Origin of the sequence: Aeromicrobium sp., assembly GCF_049586495.1 — a bacterium.
In the GTDB taxonomy this organism is placed as follows: domain Bacteria; phylum Actinomycetota; class Actinomycetes; order Propionibacteriales; family Nocardioidaceae; genus Aeromicrobium.
In genome coordinates this window covers 15,924-34,437 of record NZ_JBAVCB010000163.1, presented here as the reverse complement: position 1 = coordinate 34,437, position 18,514 = coordinate 15,924, and the positions used below count along the sequence as shown (strand labels likewise).

Genomic DNA, 18,514 nt, shown 5'->3' with positions numbered 1-18,514 from the left:
CCATGACGACGGTCCGCCTGCTGGCCGACCGGGTCGTGGCGCGGATCGGACCTGCGGCCTACGTGCAACGCGCTGCGCTGGTCGGTGCCGCCGGGCTGACGGGCGCCGCGCTGGCACCAACGCCATGGGTGGCGATCGTGGCCTGGGCAGTCTTCGGCGTTGGGCTGGCCGGATGCATCCCGCAGTTCTTCAGCGCCGCAGGTCGCATCGATCCAGACAACGCCGGGTTGTACATGGCCCGGGTCACCAGCCTGGGCTATCTCGGCTTGTTGGCCGGACCCGCGATCATCGGCATCCTGACCCGCTGGGTGTCGTTGCCGTCCACCTTCATCGTCCCGATCGTCGGATGTGTCCTCGCCGGAGCACTGGCCCGCCGCGCGCTGGATCCCGCCTGATGGCGCCGGACTGGGCCGACGCACTCGAGCCGGTCCGCGACCGACTCGCGGCGATGGCCGAGTTCCTGAGCGCCGAGGTCGCCGCGGGGCGCGATTTCCTGCCAGCGCGTGAGGACGTGCTGCGCGCGTTCGACGAGCCGTTGTCGGACGTTCGGGTTCTGATCGTGGGACAAGACCCGTATCCGACCCCCGGGCACGCCATGGGCCTGTCGTTCTCCGTGCGACCCGAGCTCCGGCCACTGCCCCGCAGCCTGATCAACATCTATCGCGAGCTCGAGAGCGATCTCGGGATTCCGCCAGCCGCCACGGGCGATCTCTCGCCGTGGTCGAGGCAGGGGGTCATGCTGCTCAACCGCGTGCTGACGGTCCGCCCCGGCGAGGCGGCCAGCCACCGCGGCCGGGGATGGGAAGAAATCACCCGGCGAGCCATCGAGGCGTTGGTTGATCGCGGTGGACCGTGCGTGGCGATCCTGTGGGGACGCGACGCGCACAGCTTGACGCCCCTGCTCGGCGACGTGCCCGTCATCGCCTCGGCGCACCCCAGCCCACTCTCGGCGTCCCGCGGGTTCTTTGGGTCGCGTCCGTTCAGCCGGGCCAACGCGTTGTTGCAGGAGCAGGGCGCCGATCCGGTCAACTTCTCACTCAGCTCCGGGGTGGCCGATCTTTGACCGGACGGCCACCACGGCTGTTGCGACCACGTCGGCCAGCGGCGCGTCGACGTCGATCATGAACCCGGCTTCGTCGGGTCCGAGTGGCTCGAGGGTGTCGAACTGCGACTGCAGCAGCGACGCTGGCATGAAGTGCTCACGGCTCTCCATCCGCGCACGCAGCACGTCGAACGGCGCGGCGAGGTGCACGAACATGACCTGCGGCTCCGGGCCACGGCCGCGCAGGATCTCGCGGTAATCCCGGCGCAGCGCGGAACATGCCAGCACGCTTGAGACCCCCGCAGCGTGCTGGTCCTGCAGCTTCTGCGCCAGCGTCCTCAACCAGGGCCGGCGGTCCTCGTCAGTCAGCGGGGTTCCGGTCGACATCTTGTCGATGTTGGCGGCGGGGTGAAACGTGTCTCCCTCGATGTAGGCCATGCCGAGGCGATCGGCCAGCCGGGTGCCGACCTCGCTCTTGCCAGTGCCGGACACCCCCATCACCACGATCTGGGGTGGGTCATTCACGTCGAGCACCGCACCACGGCTGCACCTGAGGACTACGCTGACGGGCATGTCGCACGTGTACGCCGGGGTCCTGGAGCAGCTGGGGCCCCGGATTCTCGACGGACGGCTGGCTCCTGAGACGAGCCTGACCTTGGAGTGGCTGCAGACGGAGTTCGGCGTCTCGCGCACCATCGCCCGCGAGGTCGTGCAGGTGCTGGCCTCGATGGGTCTGGTCGAGAGTCGGCGACGCACCGGGGTTCGCATTCGACCGCCCGCCGATTGGGACCACTTCGATCCTGCTGTCATCCGCTGGCGCCTCGATGGCGACGACCGGGCGGCGCACCTGCACGACCTCTCGCAGCTGCGCGCCGCCGTAGAGCCGCCGTCCGCCGCACTCGCGGCCGCGCACGCCGATCCCACGGTGCGCGTCGAGATCGTGCGGTTGGCCGAAGCCATGGAGGTCGCCGGCGCTGCCGCCGACCTGGCCAGCTTCCTCGACCTGGACATCGCCTTTCACCGGATGTTGCTGGAGGCCTCTGGCAACATCATGTTCGGTGCCTTGGGAGATGTCGTCGAGGAGGTGTTGCGCGGGCGGACCGACCACGACCTGATGCCGCGCGAGCCCAAGCCCGAGGCCCGTCGCCTGCACCTGATGGTGGCCCACGGCGTCGCCGACGGCGACGCCGACGTTGCGCGGTCGGCCATGCACGCCATCTGCGTCGAGGTGGTCTCGCAGATGCAAGGACGCCTGCCCCGCCCGTAGCCCGAGCACCGTCAGACCGCGCCGGCGAGGGGCCACAGGGCGACCGCGATGGCGAAGGCCGACAGACCAAGGGTGGTCTCCATGACCGTCCAGGTCTTCAGGGTGGTCTTCTCGTCCATGCCGAAGAAGCGACTCACCAGCCAGAACCCCGAGTCGTTGACGTGAGACAGAACGGTGGCTCCGGCCGCGATGGCGGTCACGAGCAGGGCGATCCGCAGGTCGCTCAGTCCACCGGCTTGACTGGCGATGAGGCCCGCCGCCGTGGTCAGGGCGACGGTGGCCGATCCCTGAGCGACGCGCAGGGCCGTCGCGATCAAGAACGCCTGGAGCAGCAAGGGGATGCCCAGGTCGGACAACGACGACGTCAGCGCACCGCCGATGCCGCTGGCGCGCAGCACCCCGCCAAACATGCCGCCGGCGCCGGTGATCAGGATGATCGAGCAGATCGGTCCCAGCGACGTGTCGAGCAGGTCCGTGGTCTCGCTCAGCGTCCGGTCTCGGGTCCCGAGCAGACCGATGGCCGCCAACAGGGTGACCAGCAGAGCCACCGGTGTGTTGCCCAGCAGGATGAGTCCGTCGACGACAGGATGCGAGTCGATCGAGCCGCTGGACAGCAGCGTCGACAGGACCGTGTTGAAGCCGATGAGCACCAACGGGATGGCGAGCAGACCGAGTACGGTCGCGAAGGCTGGCGGCGCAGGCTGGGTGGTGGTCACGGTGCCGTCGTCGCCCGTGCGACCGTCGTTGATCTCGCCGAACAGCAACGTCGGCAGCGCCACGTCGATGCGCGCGCCGAGCTGGCGGGAGACCAGGTAGACACCGACGTACCAGGCGACCACGGCGATGGGCAGATTCACGAGCAGGACCACACCGATGTCACCACCCAGGACGGTGCCTGCCGCAACGGGTCCGGGGTGCGGCGGGACCAGTGCGTGCATCGCGGCGAAACCACCGGCAGCGGGCAGGGCGTAGTACAGGACCGATCCGCCGAAGCGGCGGGCCACGGTCAGGATGATCGGCAGGAAGACCACCAGTCCGGCGTCGAAGAAGATCGGGAAGCCGAAGATCAGGGCCGCGATGCCTAGTGCAAGCGGTGCCCGCCGCTCACCGAAGCGGCCAATCAGCGTGTCGGCCAGCACCTGCGCACCCCCGCTGACCTCCAGCAGTCGGCCGAGCATGACACCGAAGCCAACCAGCAGGGCGACCGAGGCCAGTGTGCTGCCGAATCCAGAGGTGAGCGCGGTCGGCACGTCCGCGAGTGGGATGCCTGCTGCCACCGCGGTCAGCAGGCTGACCAGCACGAGGGCGATGAAGGCGTGCAGCCGAACCTTGATGATGAGAAACAGCAGCACGGCGACGGCAGCGGCAGCGATCAGCAGCAGCGTTGTCGTTCCGTAGACGGGTTCCATGGGATCCACGATGATGTCCTGACGTGAGATGGGTCACTGTGGACCGAGTGTGCCGCAAAGGTACTACGTTTGCAACAATACTAGGCTGGCCGCGTGAGCGAGAAAAAAGTGCGCGATCGCGCCGTGGTGATCGACGACGGCTTCGCAGGAATGCAGCGCTGGGGGCTACGCATCATCGTCATCGCGGCGGCTGCCGTCGTCATCGGCTGGATCATCGGTCAGATGTGGGTCATTCTCTTCCCGGTCACGATGGCGCTCATCGTCACCAGCCTGCTGCAGCCTCCGGTCGCGTGGTTGCGAAGCAAGGGCTGGCCTTCGGCGGTCGCCGCAGCCACGGTCATGCTCACGTTCATCATTGCGGTGATCGGCCTCGTCGCGATCCTCACGCCTCAGGTGGCTGGCCAGGCCGATGAGATTGCCAGAGGCGCGACCGGTGGCCTTCAAAAAGTGCGCGACTGGCTGACCGGCGAACCGCTGAACCTGTCTGACGGACAGATCACCCGAGCCATCCAGGCCGTCCAGGACAAGGTGCAGGAGAGTGCCGCAGCGATCAGCTCGGGCGTGTTCTCCACGATCGGCGCCGCCACGTCGGCCGTCATCAACTTCGTGGTCATCTTGCTGCTGACCTTCTACTTCATCAAGGATGGCCATCGATTCCTTCCGTGGGCTCGCACGGTGGGTGGCCAGCGCGCCGGTGAGCACGCCGGCGAGGCGCTGGAACGCTCGTGGGGAACCCTCGGCGGCTTCATCCGCACGCAGACGCTGGTCGCCTTCATCGACGCCGTCATCATCGGCATCGGTCTGGCCATCCTCGGCGTGGAGCTCGCCATTCCGTTGGCTGTCCTGACGTTCTTCGGTGGTTACATCCCGATCGTGGGTGCGTTCATCAGCGGGGCTGTCGCGGTGCTGGTCACGCTGGTCACCAACGATCCGAAGGACGCTCTGATCGCCCTGATCATCGTGGTGGCGGTGCAGCAGTTCGAGGGCAATGTGCTCTCGCCGCTGCTGCAGGGCAAGAACCTGAACCTGCACCCCGCCATCGTGCTGCTGGGCGTGACCGCCGGAGGCACCCTGTTCGGCATCACGGGTGCTTTCTTGGCCGTTCCCGTCGTCGCGACCGCGGCCGAGGTGCTGCGCTACATCAACGAACGCATCGACCACGCCGTGAGTTCTGACGCCCCATCGGAGGACTCCCACGCCGCCGATCGACTCGAATCGTCATGACCGCCGACCTTGCCGCACTTCTGCTTCGTCTCGCGCTCGGTGTCATCTTCGTGATGCACGGCTACAAGCACGGCTTCGGGCCGAAGGGCCTGACCGGCACCACGACGTGGTTCGCGGACCTCGGCCTGCGACCCGCGCGGTTCCACGCAGCCGCGTCGACCTATCTGGAGATCGCCGCCGGGGTCGCGTTGCTCGTGGGTTTGTTCACCCCCGCGGCGGCAGCGGTCGGCATCGGCATCATGGCCACCGCGTTCATGACGGTCCACCGCGCCAACGGCTTCTTCATCACCAAGGAGGGCTATGAGTACGTGGTGCTCGTGGCCACCGCCCTGACGGTGCTGTCCATGATGGGACCCGGATCGTGGTCGCTGGACCACGCGTTCGGCCTGGATCGTTCCGGCTGGCAGTGGGGGGTCGGCGCCTTCGTTCTCGGCGCCCTCAGCACGGCCGGCCTGCTGATCACCTCGTGGCGGCCGCATCCGCCGACCGACTGACGAAGGACCTGCCCATGCCTGCGCATCGCCTGATGCCGTCGCCAGAAACCGACGACCTGATCGATCTGACGCGCCAGATCCTCAGCAAGGAGCTCGCACCGCGGGTCGATGAAGCCGAGGCGACGTCGACCTTCCCGCGGGCAGCGTTTCGCACGCTGGGCGCCGCTGGTCTGTTGTCGCTGCCCTATCCGGAGGAGTTCGGTGGCGGCGGACAGCCCTATGAGGTGTACCTGCAGGTGCTGGAGGAGATCGGCACCGCATGGGCCTCGGTCGGCGTCGGCACCAGCGTCCACGCTCTGTCGTGCTTCGGGCTCTTCACCGCCGGCAGCGACGAGCAGAAGCGCCGCTGGCTTCCGGACATGCTGGCCGGTGACCTGCTCGGCGCCTACTGCCTGTCGGAGGCACACGCCGGCTCCGACCCGGCCGCCATGCGGACCCGCGCGGTGCGCGAGGGCGACGAGTACGTCATCAACGGCGCCAAGGCCTGGACCACGCATGGCGGCGAGGCGGACTTCTACAAGGTCATGGCCAGGACCTCCGACACCGAGATCTCATGCTTCTTGGTGCCGTCGGACACTGCCGGCCTCACCGCCGACACACCCGAGCGCAAGATGGGTCTGACCGGATCCACGACGGCCACCATGCTGTTCGACGACGTCCGCATCCCGGCCGACCGGCTGCTCGGCACCGAGGGCCAGGGGCTGGCCATCGCCCTGGCTGGTCTCGATGCGGGCCGGCTCGGCATCGCGGCGGTCGCCACCGGTGTTGCTCAGGCGTCGCTGGACATCGCGGTCGCCTATGCGCGCGAGCGCGAGACGTTCGGTCGCCCGATCATCGAGCACCAAGGACTCGGCTTCCTGCTCGCCGACATGGCCGCCGCGGTCGAGTCAGCCCGCGCCACCTACCTGTCAGCCGCACGCCTGAAGGACGCCGGGCGACCGTTCGGGCGCGAGGCCTCCATCGCCAAGCTGGTGTGCACCGACAACGCCATGCGCGTCGCTACGGACGCGGTGCAGGTGCTCGGCGGCGCCGGCTACACCAAGGACTTCCCCGTCGAGCGATTCATGCGCGAGGTCAAGGTGATGCAGATCTTCGAGGGCACCAACCAGATCCAGCGTCTGGTCATCGCTCGCCACCTCGCCCGGAGCTGAGCAGCTCAGGCCCTCACGCCACCGCCCGGCGTGACGTCTCCAACGCCCTGAACTGCTGCGCGGAAGCTGGGCGTTGCCTGCAACGCGATGATGTCGGCCGGCATCTCGATGCCCGCGTCGTCCAGAGCCAGCTTGGTGGCGATGATCGCGGCCGACAGCGCCACCCTCGAATCGTGCTGATCAGGGCCCGCCCAGAACCGCACCTCGATGTCGACGGTCGACACGCCGAGCGCCGCCACCAAGGCCTCGGGCTGGGGATCGCCGACCAGGCGCGGGAGTCCGGCCAGCGCCTGCTCGACGATCCGACATGCTTCCTCGACATCGTTCTCGTAGGCGACACCGACCACGAAGTCGAGCCGTCTGCTCGGGTAGGCCGTGCGCACCACGATCACGCTCTTGTAGACATCGCGGTTGGGGATGAGCACGAGCTGGCCGTCGAAGGTCGTGAGCCGGGTCTCGCGGATCGTGATCGCCTCGACCGTTCCGGACTGACCACTGACGGTGATCTGATCACCGGACTGGAAGGGCTGGCGCAGCAGCAGGAGCACTCCTGCGAGCAAGTTCTCCAAGATGTCGCGGAAGGCGAAGGCCGCAGCCACTGAGAAAAAGCCCAGGCCCGCCAGCGCATCGACGGGGCGCACCGACGGGAACACGGCGACCACCGCTGCGAAGATGAAGATCGTGGCGATCAGCCAGCCAGCAAGTCGGCTCATCACTCGCGCGAAGCTGGGTGTCCGGCGACCGGTGAACACGCGGTGCAACACCCACCGGACGATGCGGGACAGGGCCACGCCCACGACCACCAACAGCAGCCCGATGAGCACGCGGACCACGACGACGGGCAACCCGACGTTCGCGGCGATCTCCTCGAAGACGGTCACGGGCGCACCCGAGTCGACGCGGACGCTTCGTGCACGGCCGCGGCGACCTTGTGGTGCACCTCGGCGTGAAAGACGCTCGGGATGATGTAGTTCGGGCCCAGCTCATCGGCACTGACCGAGTCGGCGATGGCATCGGCCGCGGCCGTCAGCACATCCATGCCGATGCCCCGGCTGCGTGCATCGAGCAGCCCGCGAAAGATGCCGGGGAAGGCAAGCACGTTGTTGATCTGATTGGGGTGGTCCGATCGTCCGGTCGCGACGACAGCAGCATGGCGGCGGGCGACCGACGGCTCGATCTCCGGATCGGGGTTGGCCAGCGCGAACACGATGGCGTCGTCGGCCATCGCCTGCACGTCGTCGGCGTCGATCAAGCCCGGAGCCGAGACGCCGATGAACACGTCAGCCCCGGGCAACGCCGCTCGCAACGAGCCGGTGACACCTGCGCGGTTGGTGTTCTCGGCGGTCCAGACCAGTGACTCATGCAGTCCGGGGCGACCCACGTGAACGACCCCCTCGACATCACACACCAGCACCTCACGGGCACCGGCGTGCAGCAGCACCTTGAGCACGGCGGTTCCGGCGGCTCCGGCACCGACCAGCACGATGCGCGCCGTCGGCAGCGTCTTGCCCACGACCCGCAGCGCATTGCGCAAGGCGGCGAGAACCACCACGGCAGTGCCGTGCTGGTCGTCGTGAAAGACCGGGATGTCAAGACGATCGCGCAGTCGTTGCTCGATCTCGAAGCAGCGCGGCGCCGAGATGTCCTCCAGGTTGATGCCGGCGAAGCCAGGGGCAACGGCAGCCACGGTCTCGATGATCTGCTCCACGTCCTGCGTGTCCAGACACAACGGCCACGCGTCGATGTCCGCGAACGCCTTGAACAGGGCCGCCTTGCCCTCCATGACCGGCAGCGCCGCCTTCGGCCCGATGTTGCCCAGACCGAGCACCGCCGAGCCGTCGGTGACCACCGCGACGCTGTTGCGTTTGATGGTGAGTCGCCGGGCGTCTTCGGGATCGTCGACGATTGCTTGACAGATGCGGGCCACGCCGGGCGTGTAGACCATCGAAAGATCGTCGCGGTTGCGCAACGGGTGCTTGGACCTGGTCTCGATGACGCCGCCGAGGTGCATCAAGAAGGTGCGGTCCGAGACCTTGACGACCTCGACATGCTCGATCTCCCGCAGGGAGGCGACGAGCCGGTCGGCGTGCTCAGGGCCCGAGGAGGAGACCGTCAGGTCGACCTGCAGCGTCTCCGGCGTGGATGACGAGACGTCCAGCGCGGTGACCTGGCCGCCGGCGCGCTCGACCGCCGCGGTCAGGTCGCTCACGGCCATGCCGCCGGCCGGCAGCGTGAGTCGAACGACGATCGAGTTCGAGATGCTGACGCTGCCCACGCCGCGACCCTACTCGCGCGTCCTCGACCTCACGCCATCCCGGACGGATCGCTGAAGATCTCCGTGTCCTCGTCCAGGGTCTCCCCCGCGAAGAACGAGGGTTGCGTGACACGCATGTAGATCATCAGGGCCACACCCAGACCGATGATCCCCACGCCGATGACGAAGACGGTGCCGACCCCGAACACCGATGACCCGCTGCCGTAGGCGGGATCGGAGGAGTCGAACAGCGTCTGAACCAGCACCGCGACGAGTGCGATGCCGCCGACGAGCGGCGACAGGAAGCGCAGCAGGAAGTTGCGAGCGTTGCTGAAGGCGCTGTCTCGGAAGTACCAGACGCAGGCGAACGCGGTGATCCCGTAGTAGAAGCAGATCATCAGACCGAGCGTCAAGATGGTGTCCTGCAGGACACTGGTGCTGATGACCCGCATGACGGCGTAGAACACCGTCGCCACGACACCGGCCACGATGGTGGCGTGCACAGGCGACTTGTAGGTGGGATGCACTGTGCCGTACGCATCGGGCAGCGCCTTGTAGTGACCCATCGCCAGCATGGTGCGCGTCGGCGACAGGAACGTCGACTGCAGCGACGACGCCGAGCTGACCAGCACCGCCAGCGACATCAGCACCGCCAGCGGGCCCAGCACGGGCGAGCCGAGCGCCACGAACACGTTGTCAGCGATGTCGCCGTTGTTGAGGCCCAGACCGGTGTCACCGAGTCCGGCGAACAACAGCACTGCCACGGCGATGAACAGGTACAGCAGCACGACGCCGACGATGGTCAGCACGGCGGCCTTGCCCGGGGTGCTGTCCGATCCAGCGGTCTCTTCGTTGAGCGTCAGGCAGGTGTCCCAGCCCCAGTACACGAAGATCGACAGCGAGACGCCGGCGGCGAAGGCGGTGAAAGAGCCGATCTCGAACGGGTTGAACCACGACCAGCTGAACGACAGGCCACCGCTGGCCTCAGCGCCGCCGGACTGCACGAAAGCCGCGATGATGAAGACCACCAGCACCCCCAGCTGGAAGGTCACGAGGAAGTACTGGATCGGCCGACTCGCTTCGATGCCGCGGTAGCAGATGTACATCGCCATCGCGACGAAGACAGTGCAGGTGACGATGTTGATCACCACGTTGTCAGCCAGTTCGGCGATGCCGTCGTTGCCACTGAGCTGAGCGATGGCGAGATAGAAGAAGTCCACCGCGATCGCCGCCAGATTGGACAGCACGATGACGGTCGCGGCGATCAGGCCCCAGCCACCCATGAACCCCACGTAGGGGCCGAAGGCCTTGGTGGCCCACGTGAACGAGGTGCCGCTGTCAGGTGTCTTCGCGTTGAGCTCGCGATAGCCCAAAGCCACCAGGAGCATCGGTACGAAGCCGACCAGGAAGATGGCCGGCATCTGCGGTCCCACTTCTTGTGCCACGTAGGCCACCGAGGCGGTGAGCGTGTACGCCGGGGCGATGACCGACACCCCGAGCGCGACGCTGGCTAGCAGACCGAGCGAACCGGTGCTCAATCCCTTGTTGGACTGCGCTGTGGACGACATTGGCGTGCCTTTCGTGAGGTGGAGATCGGACGATCAGTGTTGGCAGGTGCAGCTGTCGGTGCCGCAGCACGAGGTGGAGGTGGCAGTGGGTTGCACGTCGAGGGACGGGTTGCGGTCGAAGAATGACACCGGCTTGAGCCAGAACGACACGATGTCGGCGGGCATGACCGGCCAGTCCTCGGGTCGGGTGATGTGGTGGATGCCGAAGACGTACCAGAGCACCAGATCGGTGTCGACGGTTGAGCGCTCCTGGCGAATCCACTCCGGCAGCCCGTGATCGTCCTTGCTCTGGGTGACGAATTCGCCCGAGGGCCACCGCTCCTCGGCGTCGTGCGGCGTGACCCACACCGTGTGACCGATGACCTGGGCCCGCTGAAGGACGGGTGCGGCCGGATCGAAGAACGACGGAATGGCCCCCGTGGGCACCAGCTTGTAGCCGACCGGAGTGCCCAGGCCGTTCAACGAGCCGTCGTTCACGACCTTCCAGGCGCGCTGGCTCTCCCAGCGGAAGTCGTCGTGACCTTCGGTCTCGATCGGCGTGTTGACCTGCCGCAGACCAAGACCGTGCGGGTTCTCGGCACTGATCGGGTCGACCGCCGTCTCGCTGCGGTAGACCGTGTTGCTGCGTCCGTCGGGCTCCAGGTCGAGCCGAGCGACCATGAAGTGCTGATGGTGCGGGGCGTAGGTGCGGTGGTCGACCAACGTGCCGTGCGGGTGGGCCTGACCCTCCTCGATGTGGGTGACGACCATGATGCCGGTCGCGCGCACCTCGCACTCGATGTTGCCGTCCTCGTAGAACCGCCAGTAGACGATGTATTCGTAGTTCGCCACCGTGACGTGGAACGACACCACGAACCGGCGCTGCCGGCGCACCTCGGCACCCACTTCGTTTCCGGTCCCGTCGTCACCGTGATCCACATGTTTCCACCCGATCGCGCTGTCTTCCTCGTGCAGACAGATCGCGTTCGTGATCGTGTACGGCTCGCCTGCACTGTCGTGCATGACCGCATCGAGGTAGCGGATCTCGCCCAGGCAGTCGCACCCCAGCTCCAACGACTGCGTCATGAAACCCAGTCCCCACTCGCCGATGTCGAAGGCGGTGCGCCGGAAGTGATCGACACTCGGATCACGGTAGGGAACGATCATCTCGGCGAAGCTGAGCTTGTGCGCGATGGGGCGCACCCGGCCGGCATCGGTGTAGGTGACCGCCTGGATGGTCATGCCCTCGCGATGGTTGAAGCCGATCCGCATGGTCCAGTTCTGCCAGGAGATCTGGTGGCCGTCGACCACGAAGCCGATGCCCTCGGGCTGGGTGATCTGCAAGGGCTTGCGCTCCGGTCGGTGTCCTTTCAGCCGGTCTGGAACGTGACGAGGCACGTACTCACCCATCACCTCCGGACGCGAGATCGTGTGGGTGTCCTCGATGTCCAGCAGCTCCATCGTGTTCACGTCGATGACGCAGTGCAGCCCGTTGACCGGACCGGCGTAGGGATTGGCACCGGCAGCGGCGCGCACCCAGGTGTCGGACCACCCGATGCGCCGGTCCTTCCACTGCTCCGGCATCACCGCGTCGCCGTACGTCCAGGTGTCCATGAACACCAGCGACATGTCCGTGATACCTCGCCGCTCGAGCGCTGCGATGACGTCCGGATGAGCCCGCAGGGCCGCGTCCGCCTCCTCCCACTCATCGACGGTGAAGTTGGCCTGCACGCCGGGCACGTGCTCGAACAGCGCAACGGCCTCGGCCGACAGATTCACTCGGGCGCGGAACGTGCGGTTGGTCTTCTGCTCCAGGCACAGGGCTTCGACGATTCGGTCCGGCACCTCTCCGGAGGCCGCATAGGCGTCGAGCTCTGACTTCGCCGGCTCCAGCCCCTCGATCGAGCAGTATCGCCACCCCGCGCCGACGCCGTGTTCGCGATGCAGCAGGGCGGTGGTGGTCCGGAACTCGTCGCTGGTGAGGGGATCAAGCGGGTGCGCCATGGACAGATCATGGCACCTCGCCCACTCATCGCACAGGGTGAACCTCGGCAATTCTCCAGATCTTCAGTACGGTATTTGCACCACCTGAGGAGATCCGATGACCAACCCCACGTACCGCGTCACCGACCCGTCGACCGGAGAGGTCCTCGAGACGTTCGAGCACGCCACCGACGCCGAGATCGAGGCGACACTCAGCGCCTCGCAGGAGGCATACGTCTCGTGGAGTGAGCTGTCCATCGGCGAGCGTGCCGACATCGTCAAGCAGGTCGGCGTGCTGTTCGGCGAACGGGCCGACCAGCTGGCCGAGACCGCTCAGGTGGAGATGGGCAAGACCGTCGCTGAGGGCGTCGAGGAGGCCGAGTTCTGCCAGGCGATCTTCGACTACTTCGCCACCGAGGGTCCCGATCTTGCCGCCGACCAGCCGATCAAGGGCGTCACGGGCGGCAAGGCGATGGTGCAGAGGCTGCCGGTGGGACCACTGCTGGGCATCATGCCGTGGAATTTTCCCTTCTACCAGATCGCCCGCTTCGCGGCACCCAACCTGGTGCTCGGCAACACCATCATCCTCAAGCACGCTGAGTCCGTTCCGCGCTCTGCGTTGGCGATCGAGCAGCTGCTGCACGACGCCGGGGTGCCTGAGGGTGCCTACCGCAACGTGTTCGCGACCTTCGACCAGATCTCGACGATCATCGCGGACCCTCGAATTCAGGGGGTCTCCCTGACCGGATCCGAGCGGGCCGGCTCCACGGTGGCCGCGCAGGCCGGACAGCACCTGAAGAAGTGCGTGCTGGAGCTCGGCGGCTCTGATCCGATGGTGGTGCTCGACAGCACCGACGTGGCTGACGTGGCCACCCAGGCCTGGGACTTCAGAATCGCCAACGCAGGCCAGGCCTGCAACTCCAACAAGCGAATGATCGTGATGGACGACCTGTTCGACGACTTCGTGGCCGAGCTGACCCAGAAGGCGACGTCGCTGTCCACCTTCGCGCCGATGTCGTCACGGGCGGCCGCCGAGCTGGTGGCCGAGCAGGTGCAGGATGCCGTCGACAAGGGCGCCACCCTGCACGCCGGCGGCGTGCTGTCTGATGGTCCGGACGCGCACTACTCACCGGCCGTGCTCACCGGCGTCACGCCCGAGATGCGCGCGTACGCAGAGGAGCTGTTTGGGCCCGTGGCGGTGGTGTACCGCGTCACCAGCGACGAGGAGGCTCTTGCTCTGGCCAACGACACGACCTTTGGGCTTGGCGGATCCGTCTTCAGCGAAGACCTCGAGAAGGCGAAGACGCTGGCACAGCGGCTCGAGGCCGGCATGTCCAACGTCAACTCCGTGGCTGGCGAGGCGGCCGAGCTGCCCTTCGGCGGAGTCAAGCGATCCGGCTTCGGCCGCGAGCTCGGTCCGCTGGGCATGGAGGAGTTCGTCAACAAGCGGATGTTCTACATCGCCGACTGAGCGAGGGCTTGCTTGAGGTTCAGGAGTCGAAGCCGAGCCCCAACCGGTCGAGGGTGCGCAGCAGCAGGTTGCGGTGGCCCTCCTGGTGGTCGGCCCGATCCAGCGACCAGGTGGTGGCCTTGATCCCCACGGTCGCGATCGGCTCGGGCGGAAACGGCAGCGGCTTCTTGCGCACCATCGCCAGCCGGGTGCGCTCGGTGTCAGCGCCCTCGAGTCGATCGAGCATGACCTCGGCCGCGAACCGGGTGGCGGCCACGCCCAGTCCGGTGAAGCCAGCCGCGTAGGCCACCCGCCCTCGGCGCGCCAGCCCGTGGAAGGCGCAGAACTGGGTCGACGTGTCGATGGGGCCGGCCCAGCGGTGGCTGAACCGGAGCCCCTCCAGCTGGGGGAAGGTGGTCAGGAAGTGTGCCGCGAGCCGGCGGTAGGAAGAATCACGATCCTCGTACTCCGGCAGCACCTTGCGCCCCGGGTGGTAGATGGCGTCGTAGCCGCCGTACAGGATGCGCTGGTCCTGGGTCGGCCGCGAGTAGTGGAACTGGTTGGCGAGATCGGCGACCCCTTGCCGGTTCTTCCACCCGACGGCAGCGCGCTGGGTCGCATCGAGCGGCTCGGTCATCAGCACGTAGTCGTACACCGGAATGGTGGAGAGCCTGGTGCGCCGCAGCAGCGGCCGGTAGACGTTGGTGGCCAGCGCGACCGTCGCACTGCGCACCGAGCCACGCGCCGTGCGCACCACCACGGGCCCGGCCCGACCAGAGTCCAGTGCCGTCACGGCGGAGTGCTCATGGATCTGCACGCCGAGGTCGACCGCGACTCGAGCGAGCTCGTGCACGAGCCTGGCCGGGTGCACCAGTGCGCAATCGTCCTTCGACCAGCGACCCGCCCGGTAGATCGGGCTGTCGATCTCAGCGCGGACTGCCGCTTCGTCGAGGTACACGCCGTGTGTCTCGTCCTGCAACCACCGCACCTGGTGCGGGTCGTAGGCCACCGACAGCGTGCCGTTGCGCTCGAACTGACAGTCCATCCCCAGATCGACAACATCGCGCTCGATGGCGTCCAAGTTCTCGGCGCCGAGCCGCTCGAGGGTCTCGTACTCGTCCGGCCAACGGCTGAGTCCGTTCTCGGCGCCGTGGGTCAGACTGGCTTCGGCGAAACCGCCATTGCGGCCCGAGGCGGCCCACCCCAGCGTCTCGGCCTCCACCAGGACGACGCGGGCCGACGGGTCACGCCGCTTGGCGAGCACCGCCGTCCACAATCCGCAGTACCCGCCACCCACGACCGTGAGGTCAGCCTCGAGCTGGCCGTCGAGTGCTGCATGGCTGAGGCCACGTGCATCATCGAGCCAGAACACCCGATGCTCGGTCTCGGCCAGCGCCGCGGCCACCAGGGCGTCAGGCGGCGGTTGCCGCTCGAAGACGGTTGGGTGGCTGGCCACAGATCGGACACTAGCGCAGCGAGACGATCTCTCGTCCGTCGAAGAGGGGCGCGCTCAGTGCCGCGTCGTACTCGGTGCGTAGCTGCTGGACCAGCTCGGTCACGCTCTGGCGTTTGCTCACCGTTCCGATGCCCTGGCCCGACCCCCAGATGTCGCGCCAGGCCTTGGCGTCGCTGCCGCCCCCGGAACCGAAATTCATGGCCGACGGATCGGACATCGGGAGGTTCGCTGGGTCCAGACCCGCGGCTTCGATGCTGCCCCGGAGATAGTTGCCATGGATACCGGTGAACAGATTGCTGTAGACGATGTCGTCGGCCTTGCTGTCGACGACCATCTGCTTGTAGTCATCGTCGTTGTTGGCCTCGTGGGTCGACATGAAGGCCGATCCCACATAGGCCAGGTCCGCTCCAGCGACCTGCGCCGCAAGGATCGAGGCGCCGTGGGCGATCGATCCCGAGAGCAGCAGCGGCCCGTCGAACCACTGTCGAATCTCCCGCAGGAGCGCGAACGGCGACGTGGTGCCGGCATGACCGCCAGCACCTGCCGCCACGGCGATGAGACCGTCGGCCCCCTTCTCGATCGCCTTGTGCGCGAATCGGTCGTTGATCACGTCGTGCAGCACGATGCCGCCGTAGGAGTGGATCGCCTCGTTGATGTCGGGGCGGGCGCCCAGCGAGGTGATGACGATCGGCACCTGGTGGTCGACGCACATCTGCACATCGGCCTCGAGGCGGTCGTTCGACTTGTGCACGATCTGATTGACCGCGAACGGCGCGACCGGCTGCTCGGGGTTCTGCGCGGCGAATGTCGCGGTGTCCTCGACGATGCGGTGCAGCCAGTCATCCAGCAGCGCGGCGGGCCGCGCGTTGAGCGCTGGGAACGAACCGATCACGCCAGCGGTGCATTGCGCGATCACCAGCTCCGGCCCGGACAGAATGAACATGGGCGACGCGACGACGGGCAGCGCCAAGGGGCGGCGCAGGATCTCGGGCAAGCTCACGGAGGACCTCTCGGCAGGTGGGCAGTTCTAGTGTGCAACAAGTTGCATAGTACCGAGAGGGGGTGATTCTGGCACTATTCCCTTCATGGTCAGCGTGCTGGTGGTCGAGGACGAGATCGGGCTCGCCCGGTCGTTGCACGATGGTCTGCACAACCACGGCTTCTCGGTGCAGACCACGCACGACGGCTTCTCCGGCTACCGGCTCGCCAAGGAGCCCGGCGTCGATCTGGTCGTGCTGGACTGGATGCTTCCGGAGATGTCAGGCGTCGAGGTGTGCCAGCGACTCCGCTCCGAGGACATCTCCGTGCCGATCTTGATTCTCACCGCCAAGGACGGCACCACTGATGAGACCGATGCACTCGCGACGGGCGCGGACGACTATCTGCGCAAACCGTTCGCCTTCGCTGTGCTGCTGGCTCGCTGCGACGCCTTGCTGCGGCGCGGCAGCGTGGCCGAAGGTTGGTCAGAGCTCGTCGTGGGCGACTTGGCACTCGACCCGCGACGCCGATCGGCTCGCCGGGGCCAGTGCCAGGTGGATCTGAGTCGCCGCGAGGCCGCGCTCCTCGAGTACTTCATGCGAAACCCGGGTCAGACCCGCTCCAAGGCGGAGATCCTGCGCAACGTCTGGGGTGATGCCGCCATGGAGACGAATCTGGTCGAGGTGTACGTCGGGTACCTGCGCAAGAAGCTCGACGCAGACTTCGACACGCAGCTGTTCCGGACCGTGCGAGGCCAGGGCTATCGTCTCGAGGCGACGTGAGGGCACCACCTGTCCGCCGTTGGTGGCGGCTCCTCTCGCTGCGGACCCGCATGCTCATCATCTCAGCGACCGCCATCGCCGTCGTCATGACGGTCGGCGGCATTCTCCTGATCTCTCGGTTGAACGGTGAGCTGCTGGAGACTGCCACGGATCTCGGCGAGGACACCGCGAAGGACATTGCCGCACTGGCACGCACCGGCGAGCTGCCCCCGGTCCTTCCGCGCATCGGCTCGGAGCCACCAGCCATCCAGGTCGTACGCGCCGGAGAGGTGATCAGCCAGACCCCCGACAAGCTCGGGCTCCGCCGCGTCTTCGTGGACGAGCCGATTCCACCCGGGGTCACACGATTCTACGATCGCGATCGCCTTCCGATCAACGAGAGCGGCCCGTTCAGGGTTGCCGCGATGGGCACACGGACGCCCGAGGGGCCCGCGACCGTCTTCGTGGCCGTTGACGTCGAGGACTTCGCAGAGGCGACGAGGATCGCCAGGCAGGTCGGCGGTGTCGGTCTGCTCGGTCTGGTCCTCGTGCTGTCTGGCGTGCTCTGGGTGGTCATCGGCCGGACGCTCGCTCCGGTGGTGGCGATCCGCGCCCGCGCCGAGGCCATCACGGCCAGCGAGCTGCATCAACGCGTACCCCAGCCGGATGGGCGCGACGAGATCTCTGATCTCGCCCGCACGATCAACGACATGCTGGCTCGTCTGGAGGCCAGCGCCCGCCGACAGGAGTCTTTCGTCGCCGATGCCGCGCATGAGCTGCGCAGCCCGATCGCCAGCCTGCAGGCCCGGCTGCAGGCCATGTTGCTGGCGCCTGGGAGCGCGCCCGACGACAGGGACACCCGAGACCTGCTCCGAGAGACCGTCCGCATGGGACGACTGGTTGACCATCTCCTCTTGCTGGCCAGGAGTGATGCCGGCACGATCACCAAGGCCCACGGCCCGGTCGACCTGGAGGAGGTCGTGCTGGAGACCGTGGCCGCGATCGAATCGATCGTCCCGATCACGCTCGACGGCGTGCAGCCAGTTCAGGTCGAGGGCCAGTCGACCCTGCTCGAGCACGTCGTCCGAAACCTTCTGGAGAATGCGGAGCGGTACGCCGTGGAATCGATCGAGGTGTCCCTTCGGGCGGAAGCGGATCGCGCCGTGCTGACCATCGACGACGACGGTGCCGGCATTCCGGAGGATCGTCGCGACGACGTGCTCAGACGATTCGTCCGCATCGACGATTCACGCGATCGCGGTACCGGAGGAGCGGGGCTCGGCCTCGCGATCGTGCACGAGATCATCGACCTCCACGGCGGCGAGCTGCTGATCGGTGAGTCGCCCGCGGGCGGAGCCCGGCTCCAGGTTCTGCTCCCCCTGGGGTCGACATCTCCCTGAGCCTCCGACAGGATTTGAACCCGCGACATCCTTATTACAAGTAAGGCGCTCTACCGGACTGAGCTACAGAGGCGTGCGGGCGAACCCGCGGGACCATC

16 protein-coding genes, 1 tRNA gene and 1 pseudogene are annotated in these 18,514 nt (G+C 67.1%); 9 read left to right on the top strand and 9 right to left on the bottom strand.

Going from position 1 to position 18,514, the window contains the following annotated elements:
* Positions 1 to 395: pseudogene (locus WB508_RS08785) on the top strand (MFS transporter); the annotation flags it as partial.
* Complete coding sequence (locus WB508_RS08780) at positions 347 to 1,063, top strand: uracil-DNA glycosylase (RefSeq protein ID WP_423844505.1); 717 nt, start codon at positions 347 to 349, stop codon at positions 1,061 to 1,063. The pseudogene WB508_RS08785 and the gene WB508_RS08780, both read left to right, overlap by 49 nt.
* Here the strand turns inward: WB508_RS08780 and WB508_RS08775 are convergent.
* Positions 1,034 to 1,567, bottom strand: a complete 534-nt coding sequence (locus WB508_RS08775; RefSeq protein ID WP_423844504.1) for a gluconokinase — start codon at positions 1,565 to 1,567, stop codon at positions 1,034 to 1,036. The genes WB508_RS08780 and WB508_RS08775 overlap by 30 nt on opposite strands.
* A 46-nt stretch (positions 1,568 to 1,613) precedes the next feature.
* Between WB508_RS08775 and WB508_RS08770 the strand changes: the two genes are divergently transcribed.
* The gene (locus tag WB508_RS08770; RefSeq protein ID WP_423844503.1) at positions 1,614 to 2,309 is read left to right on the top strand and encodes a FadR/GntR family transcriptional regulator; all 696 of its coding nucleotides are present in this window, start codon (positions 1,614 to 1,616) and stop codon (positions 2,307 to 2,309) included.
* An 11-nt stretch (positions 2,310 to 2,320) separates the two neighbouring features.
* On the opposite strand, the gene WB508_RS08765 is transcribed toward WB508_RS08770, so the two are convergent.
* Complete coding sequence (locus tag WB508_RS08765) at positions 2,321 to 3,718, bottom strand: GntP family permease (RefSeq protein WP_423844502.1); 1,398 nt, start codon at positions 3,716 to 3,718, stop codon at positions 2,321 to 2,323.
* Positions 3,719 to 3,811: 93 nt separating this feature from the next.
* On the opposite strand from WB508_RS08765, the gene WB508_RS08760 reads away from it, so the two are divergent.
* From WB508_RS08760 to WB508_RS08750, 3 genes are read left to right on the top strand one after another with little or no spacing between them, the layout of a single operon-like run.
* Positions 3,812 to 4,942, top strand: coding sequence for an AI-2E family transporter (locus WB508_RS08760; protein ID WP_423844501.1), 1,131 nt, complete (start codon positions 3,812 to 3,814; stop codon positions 4,940 to 4,942).
* The gene (locus WB508_RS08755; RefSeq protein WP_423844500.1) at positions 4,939 to 5,436 is read left to right on the top strand and encodes a DoxX family protein; all 498 of its coding nucleotides are present in this window, start codon (positions 4,939 to 4,941) and stop codon (positions 5,434 to 5,436) included. Before WB508_RS08760 ends, WB508_RS08755 begins: the two co-directional genes overlap by 4 nt.
* Before the next feature lie 14 nt (positions 5,437 to 5,450).
* Positions 5,451 to 6,587, top strand: coding sequence for an acyl-CoA dehydrogenase family protein (locus WB508_RS08750; RefSeq protein ID WP_423844499.1), 1,137 nt, complete (start codon positions 5,451 to 5,453; stop codon positions 6,585 to 6,587).
* A 5-nt stretch (positions 6,588 to 6,592) separates the two neighbouring features.
* Here WB508_RS08750 and WB508_RS08745 read toward each other — a convergent pair whose 3' ends face one another.
* The 4 genes from WB508_RS08745 to WB508_RS08730 form a co-directional block, all read right to left on the bottom strand.
* Positions 6,593 to 7,468 (bottom strand): mechanosensitive ion channel family protein, encoded by an 876-nt coding sequence (locus tag WB508_RS08745; protein WP_423844498.1) that lies wholly within the window; start codon positions 7,466 to 7,468, stop codon positions 6,593 to 6,595.
* Complete coding sequence (locus WB508_RS08740; RefSeq protein ID WP_423844507.1) at positions 7,465 to 8,802, bottom strand: NAD-dependent malic enzyme; 1,338 nt, start codon at positions 8,800 to 8,802, stop codon at positions 7,465 to 7,467. The genes WB508_RS08745 and WB508_RS08740 overlap by 4 nt, the downstream gene beginning before the upstream one ends.
* 89 nt (positions 8,803 to 8,891) lie before the next feature.
* The gene (locus WB508_RS08735; RefSeq protein ID WP_423844497.1) at positions 8,892 to 10,409 is read right to left on the bottom strand and encodes an APC family permease; all 1,518 of its coding nucleotides are present in this window, start codon (positions 10,407 to 10,409) and stop codon (positions 8,892 to 8,894) included.
* A gap of 33 nt (positions 10,410 to 10,442) precedes the next feature.
* The gene (locus tag WB508_RS08730) at positions 10,443 to 12,392 is read right to left on the bottom strand and encodes a primary-amine oxidase (protein WP_423844496.1); all 1,950 of its coding nucleotides are present in this window, start codon (positions 12,390 to 12,392) and stop codon (positions 10,443 to 10,445) included.
* Between the two features lie 97 nt (positions 12,393 to 12,489).
* On the opposite strand from WB508_RS08730, the gene WB508_RS08725 reads away from it, so the two are divergent.
* Positions 12,490 to 13,842 carry an NAD-dependent succinate-semialdehyde dehydrogenase gene (locus WB508_RS08725; RefSeq protein WP_423844495.1) on the top strand — a complete coding sequence of 451 codons (1,353 nt, stop codon included), beginning with the start codon at positions 12,490 to 12,492 and terminating at the stop codon, positions 13,840 to 13,842.
* 19 nt (positions 13,843 to 13,861) lie between these two features.
* On the opposite strand, the gene WB508_RS08720 is transcribed toward WB508_RS08725, so the two are convergent.
* Positions 13,862 to 15,277, bottom strand: coding sequence for an NAD(P)/FAD-dependent oxidoreductase (locus tag WB508_RS08720; RefSeq protein ID WP_423844494.1), 1,416 nt, complete (start codon positions 15,275 to 15,277; stop codon positions 13,862 to 13,864).
* A gap of 10 nt (positions 15,278 to 15,287) precedes the next feature.
* Positions 15,288 to 16,277, bottom strand: a complete 990-nt coding sequence (locus WB508_RS08715; RefSeq protein ID WP_423844493.1) for an NAD(P)H-dependent flavin oxidoreductase — start codon at positions 16,275 to 16,277, stop codon at positions 15,288 to 15,290.
* An 85-nt stretch (positions 16,278 to 16,362) separates the two neighbouring features.
* Between WB508_RS08715 and WB508_RS08710 the strand changes: the two genes are divergently transcribed.
* Together WB508_RS08710 and WB508_RS08705 are read left to right on the top strand one after the other, a co-directional pair.
* The gene (locus WB508_RS08710; protein ID WP_423844492.1) at positions 16,363 to 17,037 is read left to right on the top strand and encodes a response regulator transcription factor; all 675 of its coding nucleotides are present in this window, start codon (positions 16,363 to 16,365) and stop codon (positions 17,035 to 17,037) included.
* A 50-nt stretch (positions 17,038 to 17,087) separates the two neighbouring features.
* Positions 17,088 to 18,416, top strand: a complete 1,329-nt coding sequence (locus WB508_RS08705; RefSeq protein ID WP_423844491.1) for a HAMP domain-containing sensor histidine kinase — start codon at positions 17,088 to 17,090, stop codon at positions 18,414 to 18,416.
* On the opposite strand, the gene WB508_RS08700 is transcribed toward WB508_RS08705, so the two are convergent.
* Positions 18,416 to 18,489 (bottom strand) — tRNA-Thr (locus WB508_RS08700). The genes WB508_RS08705 and WB508_RS08700 overlap by 1 nt on opposite strands.
* Positions 18,490 to 18,514 lie beyond the last annotated feature (25 nt).